Origin of the sequence: Leeuwenhoekiella sp. MAR_2009_132, assembly GCF_000687915.1 — a bacterium.
In the GTDB taxonomy this organism is placed as follows: Bacteria; Bacteroidota; Bacteroidia; order Flavobacteriales; family Flavobacteriaceae; genus Leeuwenhoekiella.
The window spans coordinates 446,704-472,560 of the sequence record NZ_JHZY01000002.1; the positions used below are offsets into that span (position 1 = coordinate 446,704).

Consider the following 25,857-nt stretch of genomic DNA (forward strand, 5'->3'; position numbering starts at 1 on the left):
GCTCAGCTTATAATTAATTTAGCTCTATAAATTAAATATTATGAAAGCAATAGTTATAACAGAAGCAGGCGGCCCCGAAGTTCTTAAGCTTCAGGAATTACCAGATATAAAAATCAAAAGCGGTCAAATACGTATTGCAATAAAGGCTGCAGGTGTTAATCGCAGCGATATACTCACACGTGAAAACCCAGATGCGTATGGTTCTGACGCAGCAGCGGCAAGCATACCCGGTCTTGAAGTTGCTGGCGAAATCCTTGCGATAGGAAAAGACGTTACAACATTTAAAAAAGGTGATCGTGTATGTGCCCTTGTTGCCGGTGGTGGCTATGCTACAGAAATTTGCGTAGATGCGGGACTGTGTTTACCTATTCCTGAAGGATTGAATTTTGTAGAAGCAGCCTCGTTACCAGAAGTACTTTTTACAGTATGGTTTAATATTTTTCAGCAAGCTGAATTACAAAAAGGAGAAGGTTTACTTATTCACGGCGGTACCAGCGGTATAGGAATAATGGGCTTGCAAATGGCAAAAGCATTAGGAATGAACACCTTTACTACTGTAGGTTCTCAAACCAAGCTAGATTATATAAAAAAACACGATTTAGCTAAAGTTATTAATTATAAGGAAACCGATTTTGAAACTGCTTTTGCAGATGATAGAATTGATGTGATATTAGATATGGTAGGTGGTAATTACACCCAGAAAAATTTAAACATCTTAGCAAAAAAAGGAAGACTTCAATACATTAATGGGATGAAAAGTTTAACTCCTCAAATTAATCTATGGACACTGATGTCTAAACAGTTGAGACTTTCGGGTAGCTTACTCAAGCCACAAAGTATTGCAGTTAAATCTCAAATAGCTACTGAGCTCAAGGAGGTCATTTGGCCTTTATTTTTACAAAATAAAATAAAAGCTGTTGTTTATAAAACCTTTAAACTTGAGGAGGCCGGCAAAGCACACGAGTTAATGGAAAGTAGCGAGCACATTGGTAAAATAGTTTTAGAAGTTGCTTAAACTATCCGCGATTAATTATTATGACAAAGTTTAAAACGAAAACCCGTACCCATTATGCTCTTGATGTATCTCAAACTAACGTATCTAAAAAAGATGTAATAAAATTAGCATCATTAGACTGGTTAATCAAAGAGGCGGGGGAAACCGGTTTAATTTTTTCAGAAAGTACCCTTAATTACTATTTAGATGAGGAATATAGGCATTCAAAAAAGATACTCACAGCGTATAATGATAGTCTATTGACAAAATCTACAGGAGAGCGTAAAAAGTTGCTTTTAAATTATCAGTTAAAGCAAAACCCAGATTTTTTAATTCTTGACAATCCGTTTGATGCTCTCGATGTCGATACAGTAATTTGGTTTAAGGAAAAGCTTAAGCAGCTTTCAGAATCGACTACTTTAATTCAGCTTTATAAGCGCAGTAAAGATGTATTACCATTTATAATTACAAGCATTGTGCTTAAAGAAGGCAACTTTATAAAGACTACATTCCAAAAAGAGGATTCTTATAATGTAGAATTACTTCCTGCAGGTGACTTCCCGATGTCGCTGAATGATTTTAGTAATATTCCACAGTCTCTAATTCGTTTTGAAAAGGTTTACGTAGATTTTAATGAGAAGCCGGTTTTAAAAGATATTACATGGGAAATTAAGAAAGGAGAGTCCTGGCATTTAAAAGGTCCTAACGGTGCTGGCAAGACCACTTTATTATCTATGATTACCGGAGATAGTACAAAGGGTTATGGCAAAGACCTATATATATTTGACAGGAAAAAGGGAACCGGAGAGAGTGTTTGGGAAATCAAGCAAAAAATAGGTTTTTTTACAACTCATATGACCGAGCGTTTTGAGGGTATGCACACCGTAATAGAGATGATACTTTCTGGTTTCTATGATAGTGTGGGTCTTTATAAAAAACCAACAACGCTTGAAATTAAGATTGCGCAAGACTGGTTATCTTTTATGAATATTGAATTTTTAAAGGAAAAACGTTTCAGAGACCTTGATGAGGCGCATAAGCGAATGGTTTTAATTGCACGGGCAATGATTAAGCATCCGCCTTTATTAATATTAGATGAACCTACGAGCGCATTGAATGCCATTGGAGCTGCGCGAGTGGTTCAACTTCTAAACAAAATAATTACTTCTGGTAAAACAGCGGTGATATTTGTTTCTCATAGAACAGAAGCGCAGCTAAATTTATCACATACGTTTGAATTAATCAAAACAGCCTCAGGTTCTCGGGGATTTATTAGTTAAATATATTCATAAGTCATAAAATATCTATTTAAATAATTTATAGGAATTAACTTTTTATTAGATTAAAAAGTCATTAATTTGCAGATATTGTCGTTAAAGAGCTTATATTTAAGTTTAAATGTCATACATTTGATTTACCCGTGAGTTTCTAACCCTTTGTTTTAAACTCAAAACCAACTTAATATCTAATATTTTAGACAATGTCTAAAGCATCAACTCTAAATCAAGATTTCCATCGCATCATTTGTGAAAATCCAGAATTACTTTCCTGGCTCACAAATGAGATGAATCTTGGGTATTATTATTCAAATCTTACAAAGTCTAAAGAATTTTTAGTTGCGCAATCTATCTGGACCCAATTAGATTATAATGAGCCTGCTTCAGAAGATTTGGCTGATTTGTGGTGGCAATGTGTGGGTAATGAAGGTCGCCATAAAATAGAAAATTTTTCAAATCTTATTATAACAGGTAAAAAGCTTCCAGAAGAAAAATGTTTGTCTGCTCTTCTTACCCGTGATGGAGAATTACTTAACTGTGAGGTTAAGCATTTTATTCATAAAGATGCTATGGGTAACTCACATCTTATCTTAAAGTTTGTAGGTAAGAAAGAAAGCCAAATTTCAAATACAGAATTTTCCCGTAAAATTAAAAGACTTAGAAAATTTAATGAGATCTATGAAGAGACAAATGAATTAGCTACTGTAGGTGGCTGGGATGTAGATCTCGTAAAAAACACTATAACCTGGACAAAAGTCACTAAAGAAATTCACGGGTTAACTGAAGAATATGAGCCCAACCTTGAAACGGCAATTAATTTTTTTAAAGAAGGTTGGAGTAGAGATTTAATAATAAAATTATTTACAGAATGTACCGAAAATGGTACTCCATATGATGCTGAACTTATTATAGTACTCAATGACGGCAGAGAAAAGTGGGTGCGCAGTATGGGTAAAGCAGAAATGTGGGAAGGTAAATGCATTCGCGTTTACGGTGCATTTCAGGATATTAACGACCGCAAAATTCAGGAGTTAGAAAAACACGAAGCAGAGCTCAGATTCAAAAATGTTTTCGAAAATTCTTCATTAGGAATCGTCTTAGTTAATGGCAAAAGCCAACTTGAAATGGTTAATCCTGTTGCGCGTAAGATTTTCGGTTTAGAGCATTTATCAGATAATGATATTCTACAATATACATTTAAAGACGTTATTAAGCCAGATTTTCTTGATTTAGCCGTTCAACATAGAAAGAACCTGCTTAGTGGAGAGGTTGATAAATACAATATAGAAGTTGAGTGTTATCATTTTAAAGGTCATTCAATATGGTGTAATCTAAATTGCTCGCTCGTTAAAAATGGAAGCGATAATTTAATAATTACTCAGGTAGAAGATATTACCCATAAAAAAAGATTAGAACGTAAATCTTTAGAAAATGCAACACGATTTAAGCGTGTTTTTGAATTCTCTCCTAATGGTATGGCATTAGTAGATTTACGTGGTCGCTGGCGTAATGTAAATAATAACCTCGCCGCTATGCTAGGTTATACTAAAGAGGAAATAGTAAATTATCGTATTGAAGAAATTACGCATCCCGACGATAGAGATAACGATATACACGAATTTTCAAAAATCATTAAACATCAGATTGATTCGTATCAAATAAAGAAAAGATACATTCATAAAAATGGCCATATCGTACATTGTTATTTAACGGTTTCAGGTCTTAAAAATGAGCATGGAGAAGTTTCTTCACTTATAGGTCATGTAGTTGATATGACCGATGAAATTAATGCCAAAACTGCACTTGAAAAAAGCTTACTTGATCTAAGAGCCTTATTAGATTCTACAACACAGGTAATTATAATAGAAACAGATTTAAATCATGTTATACGAAAATTTAATAAAGGAGCAGAGAATTTACTGGGTTATAAAGCAGAAGATGTTGTAGATAAAATGACACCCAGTGTATTTCACCTCAAAGAAGAAATGCTTGATTATGCTATTCAACTTGAAGAATTATACGGAGAGCCTGTTGCTACTCATAAAGTGTTTACGCATAAATTAGGTAAAAATGATCTTGAAGCTAGTGACTGGACCTATGTTAGAAAAGATGGTTCTGAGCTTCAGGTGCATTTAGTGGTTACTGCGATAAAGAATGAGCAAGGTGAGATCAAAGGATATCTAGGTGTAGCTTCAGATATCTCTGATTTAAAAGCTATGGAAGCTTCGCTACTCAAAGCAAAAACGAGGGCTGAAAATGCAAATAGATCTAAGTCTGAATTTTTGGCAAATATGAGTCACGAGATACGCACACCACTTAATGGCGTAATTGGCTTTACAGATATATTGATGCAGACCGATCTGAATGAGAATCAGCGTAAGTATATGGAAACCGTTTATACTTCAGCCGTATCCTTACTAGATCTTATAAATGATATTCTTGATTTTTCAAAAATTGAAGCCGGTAAGTTAGAAATTAATGAAGAACATGTAAACCTTAGTGATTTATGTGGCAGGTCTGTAGAAATGATTAAACAACTGGCGCACGAGAAAAATATTGAGATACTTTTAAATATTCCGGGTAATCTTAATCACTACGTTATGGCAGACGGCCTGCGTCTGCGTCAGGTACTCATCAACTTATTAAGCAACTCTGTAAAATTTACCCATAAAGGTGAAATAGAACTTAAAATAGAACAGCAGGGAATAGACGAAGAAAGTCAAAAAAGGAATTATAAATTTTCAATACGTGATACCGGTATTGGTATTGCACCTCAAAATCTTCAGAAAATATTTAGAGCTTTTGATCAGGAAGATGCTTCCACCACAAGAAAATATGGAGGTACGGGATTGGGTCTTACCATTAGCAATCGCTTATTGGAGTTAATGGGCAGTAAACTTGAAGTTACCAGTGAATTGGGTTTTGGTACAACTTTTTCTTTTACAGTTAATTTTGCAAATGAGCCTTATCTTACTAATGACACCCCTAATGATATTTCTTTAAAACGGGTTCTTATTATAGACGATAACCAAAATAACAGGGTTATTTTAAAAGAGATGTTAAGTAGCAGAAATATTGAAACAACTCTGGTAGAAAATGGTATTGATGCACTAGAAATTTTAGAGGGAGATATTGATTATGATCTTGCAATCATAGATTATCATATGCCGTATATAAACGGTATAGATTTGGTTTGTCACATGCGCAACGAACTCAAAATCCCAAAAGAAAAATTACCTGTATTATTATTGCACAGTAGTGGAGAAGATCAACAAATAAATAGTAGAAGTGAAGAGTTAGGTATTATTAATAAAATGGTAAAACCGGTTCAGCGGCATCAGCTGTTTGAATTTATAGATGATTTTGAAAATCCTGTAGCACTTATACCTACTACGTTTGAGACTGTAGAACCTATTGATTTAACAACACTTACTCCCACAATTTTAATTGCTGAAGATAATCCTGTAAATAAGTTTTTGACGCGTACTATAATTCGTAAACTACTACCATTAGCTAAACTTATAGAAGTAGATGATGGTTTTCAGGCGGTAGAAGCTTTTAAGAATTCGACTCCTATAGATTTTATATTAATGGATATACAAATGCCTATAATGAGTGGTTTTGAGGCTACTGAAGAAATTAGGTTGTTAGAAAATGAGGAGAGAAGAATTCCCATTATTGCATTAACCGCCAGAGCTATAAAAGGAGAGCGGGAGCGTTGTCTGCAGAATGGGATGGATGATTATGTTTCTAAACCTGTAGTCCTCGATGATTTAAAAAAGTGTGTTGAACAATTTCTTGTAGAAAAAGATAAATCTGGAGATTGTAAGTCTATTGCTTAATACCCCTAAATACTAAACCTGAATGGCTGTGCGTACTCGTAAAAAACATATCATTTTTATAGATTCAAATTTAAAGTCTCAAACTACTTTTAGTTCGGTTATTCGTTCTTCTGAAGCTCTGGTTACAAATTTTACAACAGCAATGGGAGCTATTCAATTTATAAAACAAAATGAGTTGCCAGACCTTATCATTATAGAAGAACACATAAAGCCTTTAGGAGCTTTGCAGACTCTAAAATATTTAAATGACCAACTCAATTATTGTGGTAGCGCTTTAATCATTTCAGATTCTAAGGAAAAAATATATACAGATACGCACGTTTATGGCGTATTGAGTAAAGGATTTTCGGAAGAAGATATTTTAAAAGTTAGGAGTCTTCTTAACGATATGAATGGTAATAAATTAGATACAGAGCCTGCATTCTCTTTAAATTATTTGAAAAATTTATCAGATAACGATCAGGAATTTATTTTTGAAAGTTTGAAAATTTTTAAAGATTCTGTAACTGTACGTCTTAAGGAGATGGAAACTTGTTTACAAAACACAGATTATAACTGTATCAAAGAAATAGGGCATAACATTAAACCTTCTTTTGAAATGCTAGAAAGCGCAAAAGGAAGTCAAATTTGTGATAAACTCGCTCATTTTGCCACACCTGAAGAAATACCAGGCCTCGTTTCAGCATTAAAAATAGAAACCCATAAAATTGTATCTGGTATAGAACGTGAGTTTCCTGCATTGTTTGAAAAATAATTTCTGGAATTTAAGAGCTTAATGTCAGAAGTTAAAATTCGTTTTTATTGATTGAATCGTTTAGAGATTTTAAGTGTTTGGCTTTAGTATTAAATGAATTATTGATTAACTAAATAATAGTTTAAATTAGCCATTACTATCTACAACCTTCAAAAACGATTTATTATAATGAGTCAGCGCATTCTTATTGTTGAAGACAATCCTATGTTAGCGGCTGCCTTAAATTATAAACTTTTAAAAGAGGGATATTTAGTAGATGTATGCAGAGACGGAACTTCAGCAATCATTAAAATAGGTCAGGAGAATTATGACTTGATTTTAATAGATTTAGTTTTACCATTTACTTCAGGACTTAAGGTTATTAAGTGGGCAAAAACTGAATACCCTGTTCTTCCTATTATTGTCTTATCTTCTGTTTATGAAGAGCATATTATTACGCGTACTTTCTTAATGGGAATTGCAGATTTTATTTCAAAACCCTTTGATCCTCTTGCGCTGTCTGCAAGCATTAAGAAGCATATTACTCCTTCTAATTAGACGTTACTAGTGTTAAATGTGTGAGGTTCTTTTAAGAAAACCTTACAAGCCTAAACCTGTAATTGGTCTAATTTCCTGTTTAACTTTGCACTTTATTTAAATATCAATATGATGAATAAAGTAATTAGATTAAAAAATAGACCAGAGGGAACTCCTCAAACATCAGATTTTGAATTTGTAACTGAAGATACTCCGTCACCTAAACAAAATGAGATTTTACTTGCAGCGCGCTATGTGTCTGTAGATCCTTATTTGCGCGGGCGTATGATGGATCAAAAGTCATATATAGAACCGTTTAAATTAAATGAACCTATAGTTTCGGGGATAATTGCAGAAGTAATAGATTCTAAAAATGAAAACTTTAAAAAGGGAGACTTTGTAAATGGAATGCTATCCTGGAAAGAAATTCAAACTTCTACAGGAGAAGGTTTGAGTAAAGTTGATCCTGATAAAGCACCGTTATCTACCTATTTAGGTGTTTTAGGATTAACGGGCTTAACGGCTTATTTCGGTCTTATGAAGTTGGGAATGCCTAAAGAAGGTGATACGTTAGTGGTATCTGGTGCAGCAGGTGCTGTGGGTACCATTGTAGGTCAGATAGGTAAAATTAACGGATGCAAGGTAATAGGCATCGCCGGTAGTGATGAGAAAGTAGAAATGCTTAAATCTAAGTTTGGGTATGATGTAGCGATCAACTACAATACGACTTCAGATATGAATGCGGCTATTGCCGAAGCTGCACCTAATGGCGTAAATGTATTTTTTGATAATGTAGGAGGTCCTATTTTTGACGCAGTTATGGCAAATATTGCTCGCAATGCTCATGTGGTTTTATGTGGTGCAATTGCAGATTATAACAAAACCGAAACTCCTACAGGACCACGTGTTAACACTGCTATAATCAAAAATAGTGTTACTATGAGTGGTTTTACTTTAGGCGATTTCAGATCAGATTTTCCCGAAGGAGTTCAAAAACTTGCAGGATGGTTATCTTCAGGAAAATTAGAATATGAAGAAACTATTGTTGAAGGTTTTGATAATATTCCACAGGCATTTTTAGATCTTTTTGATGGAAAGAATAAAGGTAAAATGGTTGTAAAAATTTAAAGACTATTTTTTAGATTTTATATATAGAAGAAGCCTGTAAATTGAATGTTACAGGCTTTTTATTTGCAATTTGAATTTGTGTATCTTTGCAGTATTATGAAACAAGTTTTTAACCAAATAATGGCTGTTCTAATGGCATTTGTAGTATTGTGTACTACAATGTCATTTACTGTGAATATGCATTATTGCGGCGATACGCTTGTAGATTACTCACTTACAAATCATACCAAATCCTGTGGTATGGAGGTAAAGCAGGATAAAAAGATACCCAGTGCTTGTGATACTATGGTTAACGCAAAATCTTGTTGTTCAGATAAAACTTTAAGTGCTAAAGCTCAGGATGATCTAAAACCCGTTTTTCATTCTTTAGATTTAAAACAGCAGTTTTTAGCGGTTACCTTTTTATATAGTTATGTTTCTATATTCAGTTTAGAAACTTTAGATACCACTTCTTTCACGGCATACTCGCCGCCCACTTTGATACGAGATATACAGACGCTCGATCAGGTTTTTATCATTTGATAGTTTATTGAGAAGAATGTGTTGCGGCATTTTCTATTTAATTTTTCGCAGTTGCGGAAGAATTTAGTGTGTTTCAAATAGTTTTTGAAACTCAGTATTCTCATCTCAATACTAATTTCTTATGCTCAATAAAAGCATCAAATTTTTTATAGAAAACAAGCTTGTTGCGTTTTTGATTCTTGCAGTCTTTATAGGTTGGGGAGTTTCAACAGCACCTTTTAATTGGGATACAGGCTTTATACCCTCAAATCCTGTGGCAGTTGATGCCATACCAGATATTGGCGAGAACCAACAGATTGTCTTCACAAAGTGGCAGGGTCGTTCTCCACAGGATATCGAAGATCAGATAAGTTATCCGCTTACTTCTGCATTATTGGGTATTCCGGGAGTAAAAACGATTCGTAGTTCGTCTATGTTTGGTTTTTCAAGTATCTATATCATTTTTGAAGAAGATATAGAATTCTACTGGAGTCGCAGTCGTATTCTTGAAAAATTAAACTCTTTACCGGCTACACTTTTACCAGATGGGGTTAATCCCACATTGGGCCCAGATGCAACAGGTCTTGGTCAAATATACTGGTACACACTAGAAGGGCGTGATCCTGATGGTAATGTTACCGGCGGTTGGGATTTACAGGAATTAAGAAGTATACAGGATTATTATGTAAAATATGGTCTTGCTGCCGCGGGTGGAGTTTCTGAAGTAGCATCTATAGGCGGTTTTGTACAAGAATATCAAATAGACGTAAACCCTGAACTGCTAAGACAATATGGCTTAGGTCTTGATGCCTTAGTGAACGCTGTAAAAGAGAGTAACCAGGAGATAGGTGCACAAACTTTAGAAATTAATAAAGCAGAATATCTGGTAAGGGGTTTAGGCTACGTAAAATCTATTTCAGATATCGAGAATGCTGTTGTTTCTTCAAAAGATTACACCGCTATACGAGTAAAAGATATTGCAAAAGTTAGTCTTGGGCCTGCACCCAGACGTGGTATTCTAGATAAAGAAGGAGCTGAGGTTGTAGGTGGTGTTGTGGTGGCGCGCTATGGGGCTAACCCTATGGAAGTTATTACCAATGTAAAAGAGAAAATAAGCGAAATAAGTAGTGGTTTACCTAGTAAAGTCTTAGCAGATGGCACTAAATCACAGCTCACTATTGTTCCTTTTTATGACCGTACGGTACTTATTAAGGAAACCTTAAATACGCTTGATGAAGCGTTAACTATGGAAATTCTCATAACCATTCTGGTTATAATTGTGATGCTTTTTAATTTAAGAGCTTCGGTACTCATTTCAGGTTTATTACCCGTGGCGGTGTTGATGGTATTTATAGCGATGAAGCTTTTTAATGTAGATGCTAACATAGTAGCATTATCCGGAATCGCAATAGCCATAGGTACGATGGTAGATGTGGGTGTTATACTCACCGAAAATATGATTCGGCATCTTGATGAGTCTAATGTTGATGGGGTTGAGAAACTTCCGCTTAATACCCTTATTTATAATGCAACTGCAGAAGTTTCGGGAGCGATTGTAACTGCCGTGCTCACAACGATTATTAGTTTTATCCCGGTGTTTACCATGATAGGTGCAGAAGGAAAATTATTCCGGCCATTGGCATTTACAAAAACTGCAGCGTTAACAGCGTCGCTGGTCATTGCCTTATTTCTAATTCCCCCTTTTGCAGCTTTAATTTTCCGTAGAAAGACAATTACAAAAACAGCTGCTGTTGCGACACAGGGAATACTTATCACTCTAGGTGTTGTTGCAGTAGGATATGGCTATTGGCTGGGTTTAATTTTAATCGCTTTTGGGACACTGGCGTTACTGTGTAGGTATAAAAAAGTACCACTAAATGGTTTACCGCAAGCGGAAGCGATACTGGCAATCGTCGCCATTATATTTTTATTAGCAACCTATTGGCGCCCTTTAGGTTTTAACCGAAGTATTCTAATCAATCTATTTTTTGTATCACTTATTTGTACGCTGTTCTTTGGTGCATTTTGGTTGCTCAAACACTTTTACGAGCGTATTTTGAAATGGGCTTTAGCAAACAGGCTGTTATTTTTAATGATTCCGGCTACGGTATTAATTTGTGGAGGTTTTATACTTTCTAATACCGGTAAAGAATTTATGCCTTCTTTAAATGAAGGAACTTTTTTATTAATGCCTACCTCCTTGCCACACGCCGGTGTTGAAGAAAATAAGCGTGTACTGCAACAATTAGATATGGCCGTTGCAAGTATTCCTGAAATTGAAACGGTTGTAGGAAAGGCGGGACGTACCGAGTCTGCATTAGATCCTGCACCCTTGTCGATGTATGAAAATATCATTCAGTATAAACCCGAATATATGCTGAATAGTGAAGGGAAAAAACAACGATATCTCGTAGATGATACTGGTTATTTTATGCTGAAGAATGGCGGAATCACCAATAATCCTAACTTAAATTTAGCTTCTGAAGATGATGTCAACTTGAACGCAGTCAAGCATTTTTTTCCGGTTTCTTCCGGAAAATTAATTGCTGATGATTCTGGGGAATATTATCGAAACTGGAGACCCGAAATACATTCACCCGATGATATCTGGAATGAGATTGCACGTGTTTCAAAATTACCGGGAGTTACCTCTGCGCCAAAACTTCAACCTATAGAAACACGGCTTGTTATGCTACAAACCGGTATGCGGGCGCCTATGGGGATTAAAGTGAAAGGTGGGAGTTTAAGAGAGATTGAAGCATTTGGTCTAGAACTTGAAACTATTTTAAAAGAAACCGAAGGTGTAAAAAGCGAGGCAGTTTTTGCAGATCGTATTGTGGGTAAACCGTATTTACTTATCGACATCAAGCGCGAGCAGCTGGCGCGATATGGGATTTCTATACAAGATGTACAACAAGTGCTTGAAGTTGCAGTAGGCGGTATGCCTATTACGCAAACGGTAGAAGGTAGAGAACGCTATATGGTGCGTGTGCGCTACCCTAGAGAATTACGTGAAAATCCAGATGATCTTAAGAAAATTTATGTTCCGGTAAACAATGGGGTTCCCGTGCCGCTGGGAGAACTTGTTGAGATAAGGTATGAACAGGGACCGCAGGTAATTAAGAGTGAAGATACATTTTTGGTAGGCTATGTGCTGTTTGACAAACTTGATGGCTTTGCCGAAGTTAATGTTGTGGAGCATGCACAGGCACGCGTACAATCAAAAATAGATTCGGGTGAGTTAGTGGTTCCTCAGGGTGTAAGTTACAAGTTTACCGGTACTTATGAAAACCAGTTACGCGCAGAGAATACACTTTCTGTTGTTATTCCTATGGCGTTGCTTATTATTTTTCTCATTCTTTATTTTCAGTTTAAATCGGTAACCACCTCATTGATGGTTTTTACAGGAATCGCAGTTGCTTTCGCCGGAGGCTTTATTATGCTTTGGTTATATGGGCAGGATTGGTTTTTAAACTTTGGTTTTTTTGGAGAAAATCTAAGGGATTTATTCAATATAAAAACGGTGAACTTAAGTGTTGCGGTATGGGTTGGCTTTATTGCGTTATTTGGTATTGCTACAGATGATGGTGTGGTGATGGCGACCTATTTAACCCAGACTTTTAATAAGGAGACTCCAGAAGATCTAAAAGGTATTCGCAATGCTACACTAGAAGCAGCCACTAAACGTATACGACCTTGCTTAATGACTACGGTAACCACAATACTCGCTTTATTACCGGTGCTTACTTCAACAGGGCGCGGTAGTGATATTATGATACCTATGGCGATACCAGTTTTTGGGGGAATGATTATAGATGTGACTTCCTATTTTATCGTACCGGTATTGTACAGTTGGAAAAAGGAACGAGAACTTAGGAAATTAAGGGTCAATAGTTGAGAGCATGAAGATTAGTCAGTTTAAGGAATTAAAAATCAACCTGTCGAAGCCTGTTTCACAGTCGAGGCAAGACTAGAATTTTGATAATACATGTAGAAATGAAAAATAAACAAACATATTGCCACCGCACTTTAGTCGCTATGTTGTGCGCTATTCTGGCTTTATTTAAAATGGAAGCACAGGATCTGGCAGGATATATTGAACAGGCAGAAACGAACAATGCTGATTTAAAGGCTTATGAAGTACGGTATTCTATTGCCCAGGAAAAATCGAATGAAGTAAAAAGTTTGCCAGATACAGAGTTTGCGGCAGGCTATTTTGTGAGCACTCCGGAAACCCGGGTGGGAGCACAGCGCGCCCGGTTTTCAGTAAAGCAGATGTTGCCCTGGTTTGGTAGTATTAACGCCCGAGTAAATTACCAGGATGCATTAGCAGAAGCGACCCATGTTGAGTATACTATTGCAAAGCGAAAGTTACGTCTTGAAGTGGCCCAGAGCTATTATGAGTTGTACCGCATTATGGCAAGTGGTGCGGTCTTAGAAGAAAGTTTAAAGCTGCTTAAGAGTTATGAAGAGTTGGCTTTAAACTCAGTTGAAGTAGGAAAAGCATCGGCGGTAGATTTCTTAAAAATACAAATACGACAAAATGATTTGATTGCTCAGCTAGAGGCTTTAGAAGAAGATTTGAAAGCTGCGAAAATTCAATTTAATACTGTTTTAAATGTTAGCGAGACGTCACCGGTTTTTGTTGTAGATAGCCTGGTGTTGCCACAAAGTGACGTAGAAGTTTCTATTAAATATCTTTCGCAAAACCCCGAGGTTTTACAATACGACAAACTTTATGAGAGTATTACGCAGTCAGAATTAGTAAATCAAAGAGATGCAGCACCAAAACTGGGGGTGGGATTTGATTATATACCGGTTTCTGAACGTACAGATATGAATATGGTAGACAACGGAAAAGATGTTGTTATGCCTATGGTTTCGGTTTCGGTGCCCATTTTTAATTCAAAATACAAATCGGTTTCCCGGCAAAATGAACTGAAGCAGGAAGAATTGAGCGCTCAAAAAAATCAACGTTTAAATACCTTGAAAAGTCTTTTTGCAGATGCGCTTAAGAATAGAAATACGGCTCGTATAAATTATACTAAAGAGGTGAAGAATTTAAAGCAGGCTCGTGACGCTGAAGAAATTCTGCTTAAAAATTATGAAACTGGAACAATAGATTTTAATGAAATTCTAGATATACAAGAATTGCAGTTACAATTTAATAAAAATCAAATAAATGCCGTACAGCGTTATTATGAGCAAACAGCATTAATCAATTATTTAATTACATTTTAAAAATAGAAACTATGAGAACTACAGTAAAATTTATGGGTATTGCCGCTATAGCACTAACATTAGGCGCTTGCGGAAATGATAAGAAAAACGATAACGGGGAAGAATCTTCTGAAGAGACGGTAACACGAGACGAGCAAATGATGAATACCGTTCAAAATGATGAGGGTACAAAGACAATTGAATCAAGTTCAAAATCATCAGACATGAGAATAGATAAAGCTTCTTTATCTTTTAAAGATGAGACTTCTAAAGGAGTGTGGACTTCTTACAACGCAGTGCGCCTGGCACTTATAGCCTCTGATTCTGAAAAATCAAAACAAGAGGCTGCAAATCTAGCAATGATTTTTGGTGAAAATAATATGAAGTTAAAATCTGCAGCAGAAGCTATCGCAACCACAGAAGATCTAGAAGCTCAACGTAAAGCTTTTTCTCAATTTTCAGTTGCTGTTCAATCCTATTTTAAGAAGAATATTGATGCAGGAACACTTTATAAACAACATTGCCCAATGGCATTAAATGGAAAAGGAGCAGACTGGTTATCTAATGAAGCAACAATTAAAAATCCCTATTATGGTGATAAAATGTTGAACTGTGGTACGGTAACGGCTACGATTACTAAATAAATTGAAAATTTAGCAGATTAATCTGAGCAATGCAGATTTATTAGGTCTAGAGTTTTAAAACAGACCTACAAATTTTAAAATATAATAAAATGAAACATACCTATACTGTTACCGGAATGAGCTGCAAGGGTTGCCGCAAGCACGTGGAGCAAACACTTAATAACGTAGAAGGTGTGAAAAGTGCAAGCGTTGACTTAGCTAAAGCCGAAGCCGTAATTGAGATGGAACAACATATTGCCATAGAGAAGTTTCAGAAGGCTTTAAAAGAAGATGGAGGAGGTTACGGTATTGTCGAGCCTAATGCTACTCATAATATGAAACATACCTATCCCATTACCGGAATGACCTGTAACGGCTGCCGCAGTCACGTTGAACAAATTCTTTCTCGAATAGATGGTGTGAAAAGTGCTAGCGTTGATTTGGCCAAGGCCGAAGCTGTAATCGAGATGGAACAACACATTCCCATCACGACCTTTCAAAAGGCGCTGGTAGACGACGGTGGTAGTTATGAGATTCATAAGCACGGAGAAAAGCCCGCTAAAGATTCGCAAAAAGTGAAGAAGACCTCAAATACTAAAGGCACCGGTACCTTTTACTGCCCTATGCATTGTGAGGGAGATAAAACCTATGATAAATCCGGCGATTGTCCTGTTTGCGGTATGGATTTGGTTGAGGAGCAATCTGCGAACGCAGTTACCAGAACCCAATACACCTGCCCAATGCATCCTGAGATTGTTGAAGATGAGGAAGGCAGCTGCCCTATTTGCGGTATGGATCTGGTTCCCAAAGAACCCGATCTTTCAGCAGAAGAGAAATCCTATAATAAGCTATTGCGCAAATTTTGGATTGCATTAGGTTTTACCCTGCCGGTATTTCTCATTGCGATGAGTGAGATGTTAAGCAACAACCCTTTATACGACTTAATGCCTATTAAATACTGGAACTGGGTGCAGTTTGCATTATCGCTACCTGTGGTATTTTACGCCACCTGGATGTTTTTTGAACGGGCCTGGCGTTCAATAAAAACCTGGAATCTCAATATGTTTACCTTAATAGGTATAGGTGCAAGTGTTGCCTGGGTTTTTAGTGTATTCGGGATGCTGTTTCCAGACTTTTTTCCATCACAGTTTAAAACAGAGTCTGGTTCTGTTCACGTGTATTTTGAAGCGGCAACAGTGATTTTAACTTTGGTTTTGATGGGACAGGTACTTGAAGCGCGGGCACACAGCAAAACAAATTCGGCTGTCAAAGAACTTTTGAAGCTGGCACCTAACAAAGCTATAAAAGTGGTTGATGGGGAAGAGCAGGAAGTTAAAATAGATACAATTGAGAAAGCTGATGTTTTGAGAGTTAAGCCGGGAGCGAGAATTCCGGTTGATGGGGTAATTACCGAAGGAGAAACTTCGGTAGACGAGTCGATGATTACCGGTGAGCCTATTCCGGTTAGTAAAAGAGTAGGAGATAAGGTGAGTAGCGGTACTATAAATGGGAAACAGTCCTTTTTAATGAAAGCCGAAAAAATAGGCGGAGAGACCTTGCTTTCACAAATTATAGAAATGGTCAACAAGGCGAGTCGCAGTCAGGCTCCTATTCAAAAATTGGCAGATAAAATTTCCGGTTATTTTGTGCCGGTAGTTGTTGGTATTTCTATTCTCACCTTTATAATCTGGGCAATTTTTGGACCTGAGCCGGTTTATGTTTACGCACTCGTAAATGCAATTGCAGTACTTATTATCGCTTGCCCTTGTGCGTTAGGTTTAGCAACGCCCATGTCTGTAATGGTAGGTGTGGGTAAAGGTGCGCAAAATGGGGTATTGATTAAAAATGCCGAAGCACTCGAGAAAATGGATAAAATTGATGTGCTGATTATTGACAAAACAGGAACCATAACTGAGGGAAAACCATCTGTAGAAGCCGTAGGTTCTTCCGAAGGTTTTGATGATAATCAGGTTTTGCAATACATAGTCTCCTTAAATACGTTGAGTGAGCATCCTTTAGCAGAAGCGACAGTTCGTTATGCTAAAGAGCAAAAGGTAACTTCAAGCAAAGCTGAAAATTTCAATTCGGTAACCGGAAAGGGAGTAACAGGAAATTTAAATGGTAAAACCCTTGCTTTAGGAAATTTAAAAATGATGCAGGAAGCAGAGGCAACTATCCCAGAAGGGTTAATGCAACAAGCGACGGCAGCACAGAAAAAAGGCAAAACAGTATCGTTTCTTTCAGTAGACCAAAAGGCGGTGGGTTATATCGTGATTTCTGATAAAATAAAAGAAACCAGCAAAAAAGCGATAAAAATTCTTAAAGAAAAGGGAATAGCAGTTATAATGCTTACTGGCGATAATGAAGATACGGCTCGTGCAGTTGCAGAAGAACTCAATCTAACCGATTTTAAAGCAGGAATGCTTCCGCAGGATAAATTAAATGAGGTAGAACGCTTGCAAAAAGAAGGTAAAAAAGTGGCGATGGCAGGTGACGGGATTAATGATGCGCCGGCCCTGGCACAAAGCAATGTTGGTATTGCGATGGGCACAGGAACAGATGTTGCGATAGAAAGTGCTGCAATTACTTTAGTTAAAGGGGATTTACACGGTATTGTAAAAGCGAGAAATCTAAGTGATGCGGTGATGAAAAACATTAAGCAGAACCTGTTTTTTGCCTTGATATATAATTCTATTGGGGTGCCGGTTGCAGCGGGAGTTTTATACCCGTTTTTTGGGATTTTATTATCTCCTATGATTGCTGCATTGGCAATGAGTTTTAGTTCGGTATCTGTAATTGCAAATGCATTACGTTTACGGAATAAATCATTAGACTAGAGAATGGGTAAAATTAGAATCAGAAAAAAAATAAGAAAAACCCATAGGTATTTGGGGCTGTTCATTGGTATTCAATTTATATTTTGGACGGTAAGTGGCTTGTATTTTAGTTGGACCGACCTTGACGAGATTCACGGAGATCACTTTAAGCAAGATCAACAGCCGATTGCGTTTCAGGGTTTAGTGAGTCCGTCTGCAATAGATTCAACCCTAAAAATAGAAACGCTTGCGCTACGCGAAATTAATGGTGAACCGTACTACTGGATAAACCATAACCTACTTTACAATGCTAAAACAGGAGCGCTAAAGGATGGGATTTCTGTAGAAGAAGCATTAAAAATTGCATCAGCTAGGATGTTACCAGAGCTTAAAGTTTCTGGAGTTGAAAAAATAGATCAAGTTAACAAACACCACGAATATCGGGAAAAATTACTTCCGGCGTATGTTATAAGTTATGCAGGTGATGAGGCAATTAAAGCTTATGTTTCGGTAGCTGATGGGACTTTTCAAACGGTACGACACCGTGACTGGCGCTGGTTTGATTTTTTATGGATGACCCATACGATGGATTATGAAGGTAGAGATGATATTAATAACTGGCTGCTTAGAGCCTTTTCCATTTTAGGCTTAGTAACCGTTTTAAGTGGCTTTATACTGTGGTATATAAGCTCACCCAGTTTGAGAATGTTGAGAAAAAGGAAGCAATAACTTTAAAACCAATATGATGAAAACAGAAAACAATAATTCTAATTCACACAAAGGCAATTACACTAAGTTTTTAATGATGCTTGGGTGCTCGTTTATTGCGATGTACATCACGATGTATTTAAATACCTATAAGATTGATCACGTATATTTTAGTTTAACGCGTTTTTATATGAGCTGTTTGGGTATTTGTACAATGGCTGTAATTATGTTGTTGTTTATGCTAAAGATGTATAAAAGCAAGACTAAAAATGCAGTGATCTTAATAGGAAGTGTTCTTGTTTTTTGCAGTGCACTTTACCTGGTACGTGCTCAAAAGCCGGTAAATGATGTGACGTGGATGAGAGCTATGATACCGCACCACTCTATAGCTATTTTAACCAGTAAACGGGCAGATATCAAAGACCCAGAAGTTAAGAAACTAGCAGAAGATATTATTAAAGCGCAAGAAAAAGAAATAGGAGAAATGAAAGCAATGATTAAGCGCTTAGAAGCAGCTGAATAATCTTTTTTCTTCGGAAGTAAAATAAAAAACTATGAATAAATCTATTGTCTATATACTACTCGCCGCCATATTGGGTCTGGGATTAGGGTATATTTTATTCAATACCGCTACTAAAAATACCGGGCAAAATAAAGTAGATTCCCACGAGCATAGCGCAAATGAGTCGGGTCAATTGTACACCTGTTCTATGCACCCTCAAATTATACGTGAAGAACCGGGCGATTGCCCTATTTGTGGTATGGACCTTGTTGAAAAAGAGTCTGCTGCCTCGGGCTTAACTGTAAATCAGTTTAAAATGACTGAAAATGCTTTAGCACTTGCAGATATTCAAACCTGGGTTATAGGGAACTCGTCTGAAGCAAATGCAGGAAGCATTACACTTTCGGGTAAAATTGCGGTTAATGAAAACGAGACAGCAACACAACCGGCACATTTTGACGGAAGAATTGAAACCCTAAATGTAAAATCATTAGGGCAGCAGGTTGCTAAAGGGCAACGCGTAGCAACTATTTATTCTCCTGAACTCGTAGCAGCGCAGCAAGAATTGATTACTGCTTCAAAAATTAAAGAAACGCAACCCAGGCTTTACGCAGCGGTACGTAATAAATTTAAAAATTTAATGATAAGTGGTTCTATTCTAGATGAGGTTGAAAAAACCGGGAATGTAATTACACGGTTCCCTATATACTCTAATGTTTCTGGGGTGGTAACAGAAATTTCTGTAACTGAAGGTGCTCATGTAATGAACGGAAGCGCCATTTTTAAGGTGAGTAATCTATCCAGTATTTGGGCAGAATTCGACGCCTATGAGCGACAGCTTAGTCAATTTCAAAAAGGTCAAAAGCTAGCTATTAAGACAAATGCCTATCCTAATAAAACCTTTACCGGTGAAATTTCTTTTATAGACCCTATTCTAAATGCAGATACGCGAACGGTTATTATTAGAGCTACGCTTGAGAATTCTGAAGATTTATTTAAACCGGGAATGTTTGTCTCGGCAACTGTCGAAAACTCTATTGGGATATCTACCTCAGAATTAAGTATACCGGCTACTGCTGTAATGTGGACGGGGGAGCGCTCACTTGTATACGTAAAACCAAATCCTACACAACCGGTTTTTGAAATGCGCGAAGTGAGTCTTGGTCAAAAAACAAGTGACCATTATACTATTGTTTCCGGCTTGTCAACCGGTGAGGAAATTGTAATAAACGGTACGTTTACCGTAGATGCAGCAGCCCAATTAGGAGGAAAAAAGTCTATGATGAATACTGCAGAAGGAGCATTATCTGTTGAAAAAAAACTGGTTTCAGTAATGCTTCCTGAGCAGGCTCAGGAAGTAATCAAAAAAGCAATTCCTACCTATTTAAATATGACTGAAGCTTTTATAGATTCTGATGTCGCTAAAGTTTCCGCGCTAGCAAAAATGTTTAAAAGTCAATTAGAAAAAGTAGATATCGCAAGTTTAGAAATTACAGAGAAATCGCACTTTTCTAAAGTATCACAAATGCTTACAGCTATTAACCAAGCGACAAAAATCGAAAATCAGCGAGAACATTTTGTTTTATTAAATGAGCATCTGGCCGCAATCGCAAATAGAATAAAGAAATTAAATGCTACCTTATATTTGCAGCGTTGTCCTATGGCAAATGATAGTAAAGGCGCTGTTTGGCTCAGTGAATCTGAAGAAATAAAAAATCCCTATTACAGTGATGCTATGCGTAGCTGCGGGAGCGTAATTTCGGTGTTTAAAGGTCAATAGAACTGAGTTTTTAAAATTTAAAAATTACGTTAAAAAACTCGGTAGCATTTTGTATATCAATGTTTTAAGTATTTAAAGTTAGCTCTGAACATTGTAATAAAAGAGTACGTATAACGCTAATTAACTAAGAAGATTGTATTTTAACCCACATATGTTTAAATATGATCTATTCTAAACGTAAACTAAAGGTGTAAGCTGCGACTAAATGCAGGAATTTATGACAAAGAAGATTTACAGCACGATTACCGGTACAGGAAATTATATTCCTGAAAAACGCATAAAAAACAGTGATTTTTTAAATCATGAGTTTTATGAATCTAATGGAAACCCTGTAGCAAAAGATAACAATTACGTTATTGAAAAATTTCAGGAAATAACAACTATAGAAGAGCGACGCTACGTCACCGATGATTTAGTGGCTTCTGATATTGCCTTTTTTGCGGCTCAAGAGGCTATTAAAGATGCGGGTATAGATCAGGAAACGCTAGATTATATTATTGTGGCGCATAACTTTGGAGACGTAAAGCATGGTTCAAACCGCAGCGATATGGTGCCGGCTTTAGCAGCGCGTGTAAAACACAAATTGCGTATTGAAAATCCTGATTGTGTAGCCTATGATTTACCATTTGGTTGTCCGGGTTGGTTACAGGGAATGATTCAGGCAGATTATTTTATAAAATCTGGCGATGCAAAAAAAGTTCTGGTAGTAGGTACCGAAACGATTTCGCGTATTATTGACCAGCATGACAGAGATAGTATGATTTATGCTGATGGCGCCGGTGCGACTATTTTAGAAGCTGTAGAAAGTGAACAGCCTATAGGAATACTCGCGCACAAAACGAGATCAGACACGTATAGATATGCAGAAATGCTCACTATGGGGTGCTCTTACCATACTACTGATTTAAATAAGGACGATCTTTATTTGAAGATGAATGGTCGTAGATTATATCAATATGCTTTAGAAACGGTACCCTTATCTATTAAAGCTTGTTTAGACAAAGCAGGTAAAGATATTTCTGATGTGCGTAAAGTACTTATACATCAGGCAAATGGTAAAATGGATGATGCTATAATAGAACGTCTCTTTAAACTTTATGGTAAAGAAGAGGTGCCCGAAAAAGTTATGCCTATGATTATTTCATGGTTAGGAAACTCATCTGTAGCAACAGTACCTACCTTACTTGATCTTATTCTTAAATCAAAAGTAGAAGGGCACAGTATTAATCCCGGAGATTGTATTGTATTTGCTTCTGTAGGAGCCGGTATGAATATTAATGCGGTTGTTTATAATTATTAGTTTCAATAATAAAATAAATAAAAAAATGCTCTTTAGCGTTTTTTTTATTTCATACCAATTTTTGGTAAAACTATTTTCAGAACTTCAAAATAAGTTCTCAATTAGCTATAAAATATTACGGATAATAATATAATACTTAAGGAATTCTTAAATTTTAACACCCTCTTAAATTTATATTCTTAAAAGGTTTATTTTTGTTAACTACCTCTGAGGTGTATTATTATTAATAATATTATTATCATTAGTAGTTCAACTAACCACGCAAGATATTTTTGTGATTACAGATACAACCAACAGAAACGCTAAACATATAATTGTAGGTATAGGCGCAAGTGCGGGCGGTCTTCAAGCTCTTAATGAGTTTTTTGACAATGTGCCTAATTCTTCTTTGTATAGTTACATTGTAGTACAACATCTTTCACCAGACCATAAAAGTCTTATGGCCGAATTATTAAGTAGGAATACAAAGATTCCTATAAAAATAATTGAAGATGGAGGTGAGATTCTGGCTAATTGTATCTATTTGATTCCCCCTACAAATAATTTAGTTATAGAGGGTAATTGCTTTAAGCTACTACCAAAGCCTACAGATAAAACGTTAAACCTTCCTATAGACTTATTTTTTGATTCATTAGCAGAGGCAGCTGGTGAACATTGCGCAGCAATTGTACTTAGTGGTACCGGTAGCGATGGGTCTAGAGGTATTCGCTCTATAAAAGAGAAAGGCGGTGTTGTGATGGTACAGGAGCCTGGTCAGGCAAAATTTGACGGGATGCCGCGCAATGCTATTAAAACAGGCTTAGCAGATTATATTGTTCCGGTTGGCCGTATGAGTGATGAGCTTGCTAATTATTTTGAAGCTCAAAGTAATATTAATTTTGATGCTGGTTCCTTTCAGTATGATGAGAACCTCTTAAAAGATATTCTTGCTATTTTAAAAGTACATACAGATCTTGATTTTAGTCTGTATAAACGACCTACACTTCTAAGACGTATAGGAAGACGTATACGTGTATTAAAGTTAGAGTCGCTAGAAGATTATTTTGCCTATCTCAAAGAGCATCGCAAAGAGGTAGAGATTTTATATAAAGAATTTTTAATAGGCGTTACCAAATTTTTTAGAGATGAGCGGGTCTGGGAAATTCTAGAAACAGAGGTTATACCAGAAATAGTTTCAGAAAAAGCAGAAGGTGAAGTAATAAAGATTTGGGATGTAGGTTGCAGTACAGGAGAAGAACCTTTTTCCCTGGGAATTCTTTTTTTAGATGAAATTGAAAAACAGGGAAAAGATATAAGTCTTAAAATTTTTGCGACTGATATTTCAAGTGATCACTTAGATATTGCAGGTAAAAGTCAATATTCTAAAAATGTTTTAGGAGATATTTCTGAAGAGCGTATAACCAAGTATTTTAATAGAGATAAAGAGACCTATACCGTAAAAGACAAACTTCGAAAATCTATAATATTTTCAAACCATAATATTACAAATGATCCACCATTTAAAAATATGGATATGGTCATCTGCCGTAACCTGCTCATTTATTTACAAAGCAGTGTACAGGCAAAGGTTATTCATATTTTACATTATGCATTAAAAGAAAATGGCATCATAACTTTGGGGACCAGTGAGTCTTTAGGTGAACATACAGATTCTTTTGAGGAGGTAAATAGAAAGTGGAATATATATAGAAATATAGATACTCCTAATCGTTTAAGAACTGAAATTTTAAGTTCTACAGCAGAGCGCAATGCTTTTAAAAATCAAATATCAGATTTGAAAAATTCAAGTAATAAAAAACAAACAACCAAAGAATTTTTAAGGAATGAGATAAGTACCGCTGTACTACAACAATTTGGTGCAGCCAGTATTTATATAGATGAAGAATTTAAAATCATTGAAGCCATGGGTGCATTTAACAAATATGCCCAGTTACCGGTTGAAGGGTTTACCACAGACCTAATGAGTATGATCGCGCCAGAGCTTGCTGTAGCGGTGCGTAATGCGGTACGTAAGGCAGCTCGTAAACTCAAGGTTATATTCTATCAGGAAGTAGAATTATTTGATGAGAATAAATATTTGGAAGCTGTTGTAGATGTTCTTGTAAAACCTATAAATACGGGTAAAAATGATGTTTACAATTATATTGTTACATTTTTAAAACAAGATAGGGCAAATTTAAAAGGAGTAGTTGTTGAGCGTGCAGACATTCATAAAAGTGCGCAAGAACGTATATCTAGTTTAGAAGAGGAGCTTAGAGAAACCCAACATGAACTTAGTAATGCTTTGGAAGAAGCAGAAACAAGTAATGAGGAGTTACAAGCTTCAAATGAAGAATTACTAGCCTCAAATGAAGAGTTACAGAGTACAAACGAAGAGTTGCAAAGTGTAAATGAAGAATTACATTCTATAAATGCTGAGCATATTGAAAAGATGGAAGATCTGGCAATGCTTAATGCAGATATGGATAATTTATTAGATAGTACTCGTATAGGAACTGTATTTCTTGATGAAAATCTCATCATACGTAAATTTACTCCCGCGATTAAGGAACACTTTCATCTAGTAAAACATGATATAGGACGTTCTATAGATAATTTTGTGTCGAGTTTTAGTGTATCTAGCGAACGTACTTTAGTAGAGAATGCACGTAATGTGATGCAAACCGGTACTGTGTTTGAAAAGAGAATTATAAGTAGATCGGGGAGACATTTTATTAAAAGAATTTCTCCATTTATTAATCATGGAGAGCAAATACAGGGTGTAGTAATATCTTTTATTGATATCACAAAAATTGAAAAATCACAGGAAAAATTACGTAAAAGCGAAGAAAAATTCAAAGCCTTTTATGAAGATGATCCGGTAATGCACGTGAGTTTAAATGCAGATTCTGGAAGAATTGTAGAGTGCAATAAATTGTTTATTAAGACCTTAGGTTTTGAAAAGAAAAGTCAGGTTATAGGCTCTTCAATATTTGATTATTATACAAATGAAAGTAAGCTGAAGGGCTTGCAGTTACATAAAAAATTAAAAAAAGAGGGCAAGGTAACAACAGAAGAAATGACTCTTGAGAATACCTCAGGAGAACGCATAGTAATTCTCTTTAATGCAGACGCGCTAAGTAATTTTGATGAAACCGAAACACTTTATCGCTGTACTCTAATGGAAGTGACTGAATTGAAAAAAATTCAGCAGGAATTGATGCGTCAAAAAGAAGATTTAGTGCGTACCAATACAGATCTAGAGCAGTTTGTCTCTATTTGCTCGCATGATTTACAAGAGCCGCTTGCAACCATACGTTTTAGTAGTGATTTTATACTTAAAAAGTATAGTGAGCAGTTAAATGAAAAAGGTATTGAATATCTGGGTTACATCCATGAAGCATCAGGTAGAATGGCAGAGCAAATAAAAGCTTTGTTAGAACACAGCAGAATAGGTGAAGATTTAAAGAAGACAAAAGTAGATGTAGGTGAGCTTCTTGAAGTAGTAAAGTATGATTTAAATAAAAGTATACGTGAGGCAGAGGCATCTGTGAGTGTAGGTAAAATGCCTAAGGTAATGGCTTATGAGACAGAGTTGCGCCTTTTATTTCAGAATCTAATAAGTAATGCCTTAAAGTATCGAAAAAAGGATAGTAAACCTGTAATACGAATTTCAACATTTGCAGATGATGAGTACCAGACGTTTACAATATCAGATAATGGTATAGGCATACCGGAAGATGATTTAGAAGGAATTTTTAAAATATTTGGTCGTGTACCTACCGAAGAAAAATATGAAGGTACCGGCGTAGGTTTGGCACATTGTAAGAAAATTGTAAAACTACATGATGGTCACATTTGGGTAGATTCTCAATTTGGTGAAGGAAGTACGTTTTATTTTAAAATTAAGATTTAGT

Annotated in this window: 16 protein-coding genes; all 16 read left to right on the plus strand. The window is 36.1% G+C overall.

The window, feature by feature from the left end; translation table 11 throughout:
- Positions 1 to 40 precede the first annotated feature (40 nt).
- The 16 genes from P164_RS01890 to P164_RS01965 all read left to right on the plus strand — a co-directional run bounded on the left by P164_RS01890 (position 41) and on the right by P164_RS01965 (position 25,856).
- Positions 41 to 1,015, plus strand: a complete 975-nt coding sequence (locus P164_RS01890; RefSeq protein WP_028374792.1) for an NAD(P)H-quinone oxidoreductase — start codon at positions 41 to 43, stop codon at positions 1,013 to 1,015.
- A 20-nt stretch (positions 1,016 to 1,035) separates the two neighbouring features.
- Complete coding sequence (locus tag P164_RS01895) at positions 1,036 to 2,274, plus strand: ATP-binding cassette domain-containing protein (RefSeq protein ID WP_051621134.1); 1,239 nt, start codon at positions 1,036 to 1,038, stop codon at positions 2,272 to 2,274.
- Positions 2,275 to 2,474: 200 nt separating this feature from the next.
- The gene (locus P164_RS01900) at positions 2,475 to 6,113 is read left to right on the plus strand and encodes a PAS domain-containing hybrid sensor histidine kinase/response regulator (RefSeq protein ID WP_051621136.1); all 3,639 of its coding nucleotides are present in this window, start codon (positions 2,475 to 2,477) and stop codon (positions 6,111 to 6,113) included.
- Positions 6,114 to 6,135: 22 nt separating this feature from the next.
- A complete protein-coding gene (locus tag P164_RS01905) occupies positions 6,136 to 6,867 on the plus strand; it encodes an Hpt domain-containing protein (RefSeq protein ID WP_028374794.1) in 732 nt (243 codons plus the stop codon).
- 168 nt (positions 6,868 to 7,035) lie between these two features.
- The gene (locus P164_RS01910; RefSeq protein ID WP_028374795.1) at positions 7,036 to 7,404 is read left to right on the plus strand and encodes a response regulator transcription factor; all 369 of its coding nucleotides are present in this window, start codon (positions 7,036 to 7,038) and stop codon (positions 7,402 to 7,404) included.
- Between the two features lie 111 nt (positions 7,405 to 7,515).
- Complete coding sequence (locus P164_RS01915) at positions 7,516 to 8,511, plus strand: NADP-dependent oxidoreductase (RefSeq protein WP_028374796.1); 996 nt, start codon at positions 7,516 to 7,518, stop codon at positions 8,509 to 8,511.
- 96 nt (positions 8,512 to 8,607) lie between these two features.
- Entirely contained in the window at positions 8,608 to 9,033 is a 426-nt protein-coding gene (locus P164_RS01920) for an HYC_CC_PP family protein (protein WP_028374797.1), read from the plus strand.
- Positions 9,034 to 9,154: 121 nt separating this feature from the next.
- Positions 9,155 to 12,910, plus strand: coding sequence for an efflux RND transporter permease subunit (locus P164_RS01925; RefSeq protein WP_028374798.1), 3,756 nt, complete (start codon positions 9,155 to 9,157; stop codon positions 12,908 to 12,910).
- Positions 12,911 to 13,008: 98 nt separating this feature from the next.
- Positions 13,009 to 14,253: a TolC family protein gene (locus P164_RS01930; RefSeq protein ID WP_081817298.1), complete on the plus strand. Its 1,245-nt coding sequence runs from the start codon at positions 13,009 to 13,011 to the stop codon at positions 14,251 to 14,253.
- Between the two features lie 11 nt (positions 14,254 to 14,264).
- Positions 14,265 to 14,876 (plus strand): DUF3347 domain-containing protein, encoded by a 612-nt coding sequence (locus P164_RS01935; RefSeq protein WP_051621138.1) that lies wholly within the window; start codon positions 14,265 to 14,267, stop codon positions 14,874 to 14,876.
- Positions 14,877 to 14,965: 89 nt separating this feature from the next.
- Positions 14,966 to 17,692: a heavy metal translocating P-type ATPase gene (locus tag P164_RS01940; RefSeq protein WP_028374800.1), complete on the plus strand. Its 2,727-nt coding sequence runs from the start codon at positions 14,966 to 14,968 to the stop codon at positions 17,690 to 17,692.
- Positions 17,693 to 17,695: 3 nt separating this feature from the next.
- Positions 17,696 to 18,400 carry a PepSY domain-containing protein gene (locus tag P164_RS01945; protein WP_028374801.1) on the plus strand — a complete coding sequence of 235 codons (705 nt, stop codon included), beginning with the start codon at positions 17,696 to 17,698 and terminating at the stop codon, positions 18,398 to 18,400.
- Positions 18,401 to 18,416: 16 nt separating this feature from the next.
- A complete protein-coding gene (locus P164_RS01950) occupies positions 18,417 to 18,902 on the plus strand; it encodes a DUF305 domain-containing protein (protein WP_028374802.1) in 486 nt (161 codons plus the stop codon).
- Positions 18,903 to 18,933: 31 nt separating this feature from the next.
- Positions 18,934 to 20,661: an efflux RND transporter periplasmic adaptor subunit gene (locus tag P164_RS01955; RefSeq protein WP_028374803.1), complete on the plus strand. Its 1,728-nt coding sequence runs from the start codon at positions 18,934 to 18,936 to the stop codon at positions 20,659 to 20,661.
- A 217-nt stretch (positions 20,662 to 20,878) separates the two neighbouring features.
- Positions 20,879 to 21,961, plus strand: a complete 1,083-nt coding sequence (locus tag P164_RS01960; protein ID WP_028374804.1) for a 3-oxoacyl-ACP synthase III family protein — start codon at positions 20,879 to 20,881, stop codon at positions 21,959 to 21,961.
- A 274-nt stretch (positions 21,962 to 22,235) separates the two neighbouring features.
- Positions 22,236 to 25,856: a chemotaxis protein CheB gene (locus P164_RS01965; RefSeq protein WP_028374805.1), complete on the plus strand. Its 3,621-nt coding sequence runs from the start codon at positions 22,236 to 22,238 to the stop codon at positions 25,854 to 25,856.
- Position 25,857: the final 1 nt, after the last annotated feature.

Excerpts from the sequence above, each read along its gene's own strand:
- P164_RS01910 (WP_028374795.1), top strand. The coding sequence starts at position 7,036 with ATGAGTCAGCGCATTCTTATTGTTGAAGACAATCCTATGTTAGCGGCT.
- P164_RS01935 (WP_051621138.1), top strand. The coding sequence starts at position 14,265 with ATGAGAACTACAGTAAAATTTATGGGTATTGCCGCTATAGCACTAACA.
- P164_RS01945 (WP_028374801.1), top strand. The coding sequence starts at position 17,696 with ATGGGTAAAATTAGAATCAGAAAAAAAATAAGAAAAACCCATAGGTAT.
- P164_RS01940 (WP_028374800.1), top strand. The coding sequence starts at position 14,966 with ATGAAACATACCTATACTGTTACCGGAATGAGCTGCAAGGGTTGCCGC.
- P164_RS01955 (WP_028374803.1), top strand. The coding sequence starts at position 18,934 with ATGAATAAATCTATTGTCTATATACTACTCGCCGCCATATTGGGTCTG.
- P164_RS01930 (WP_081817298.1), top strand. The coding sequence starts at position 13,009 with ATGAAAAATAAACAAACATATTGCCACCGCACTTTAGTCGCTATGTTG.
- P164_RS01950 (WP_028374802.1), top strand. The coding sequence starts at position 18,417 with ATGAAAACAGAAAACAATAATTCTAATTCACACAAAGGCAATTACACT.
- P164_RS01960 (WP_028374804.1), top strand. The coding sequence starts at position 20,879 with ATGACAAAGAAGATTTACAGCACGATTACCGGTACAGGAAATTATATT.
- P164_RS01905 (WP_028374794.1), top strand. The coding sequence starts at position 6,136 with ATGGCTGTGCGTACTCGTAAAAAACATATCATTTTTATAGATTCAAAT.
- P164_RS01920 (WP_028374797.1), top strand. The coding sequence starts at position 8,608 with ATGAAACAAGTTTTTAACCAAATAATGGCTGTTCTAATGGCATTTGTA.
- P164_RS01915 (WP_028374796.1), top strand. The coding sequence starts at position 7,516 with ATGAATAAAGTAATTAGATTAAAAAATAGACCAGAGGGAACTCCTCAA.
- P164_RS01895 (WP_051621134.1), top strand. The coding sequence starts at position 1,036 with ATGACAAAGTTTAAAACGAAAACCCGTACCCATTATGCTCTTGATGTA.
- P164_RS01900 (WP_051621136.1), top strand. The coding sequence starts at position 2,475 with ATGTCTAAAGCATCAACTCTAAATCAAGATTTCCATCGCATCATTTGT.
- P164_RS01925 (WP_028374798.1), top strand. The coding sequence starts at position 9,155 with ATGCTCAATAAAAGCATCAAATTTTTTATAGAAAACAAGCTTGTTGCG.
- P164_RS01890 (WP_028374792.1), top strand. The coding sequence starts at position 41 with ATGAAAGCAATAGTTATAACAGAAGCAGGCGGCCCCGAAGTTCTTAAG.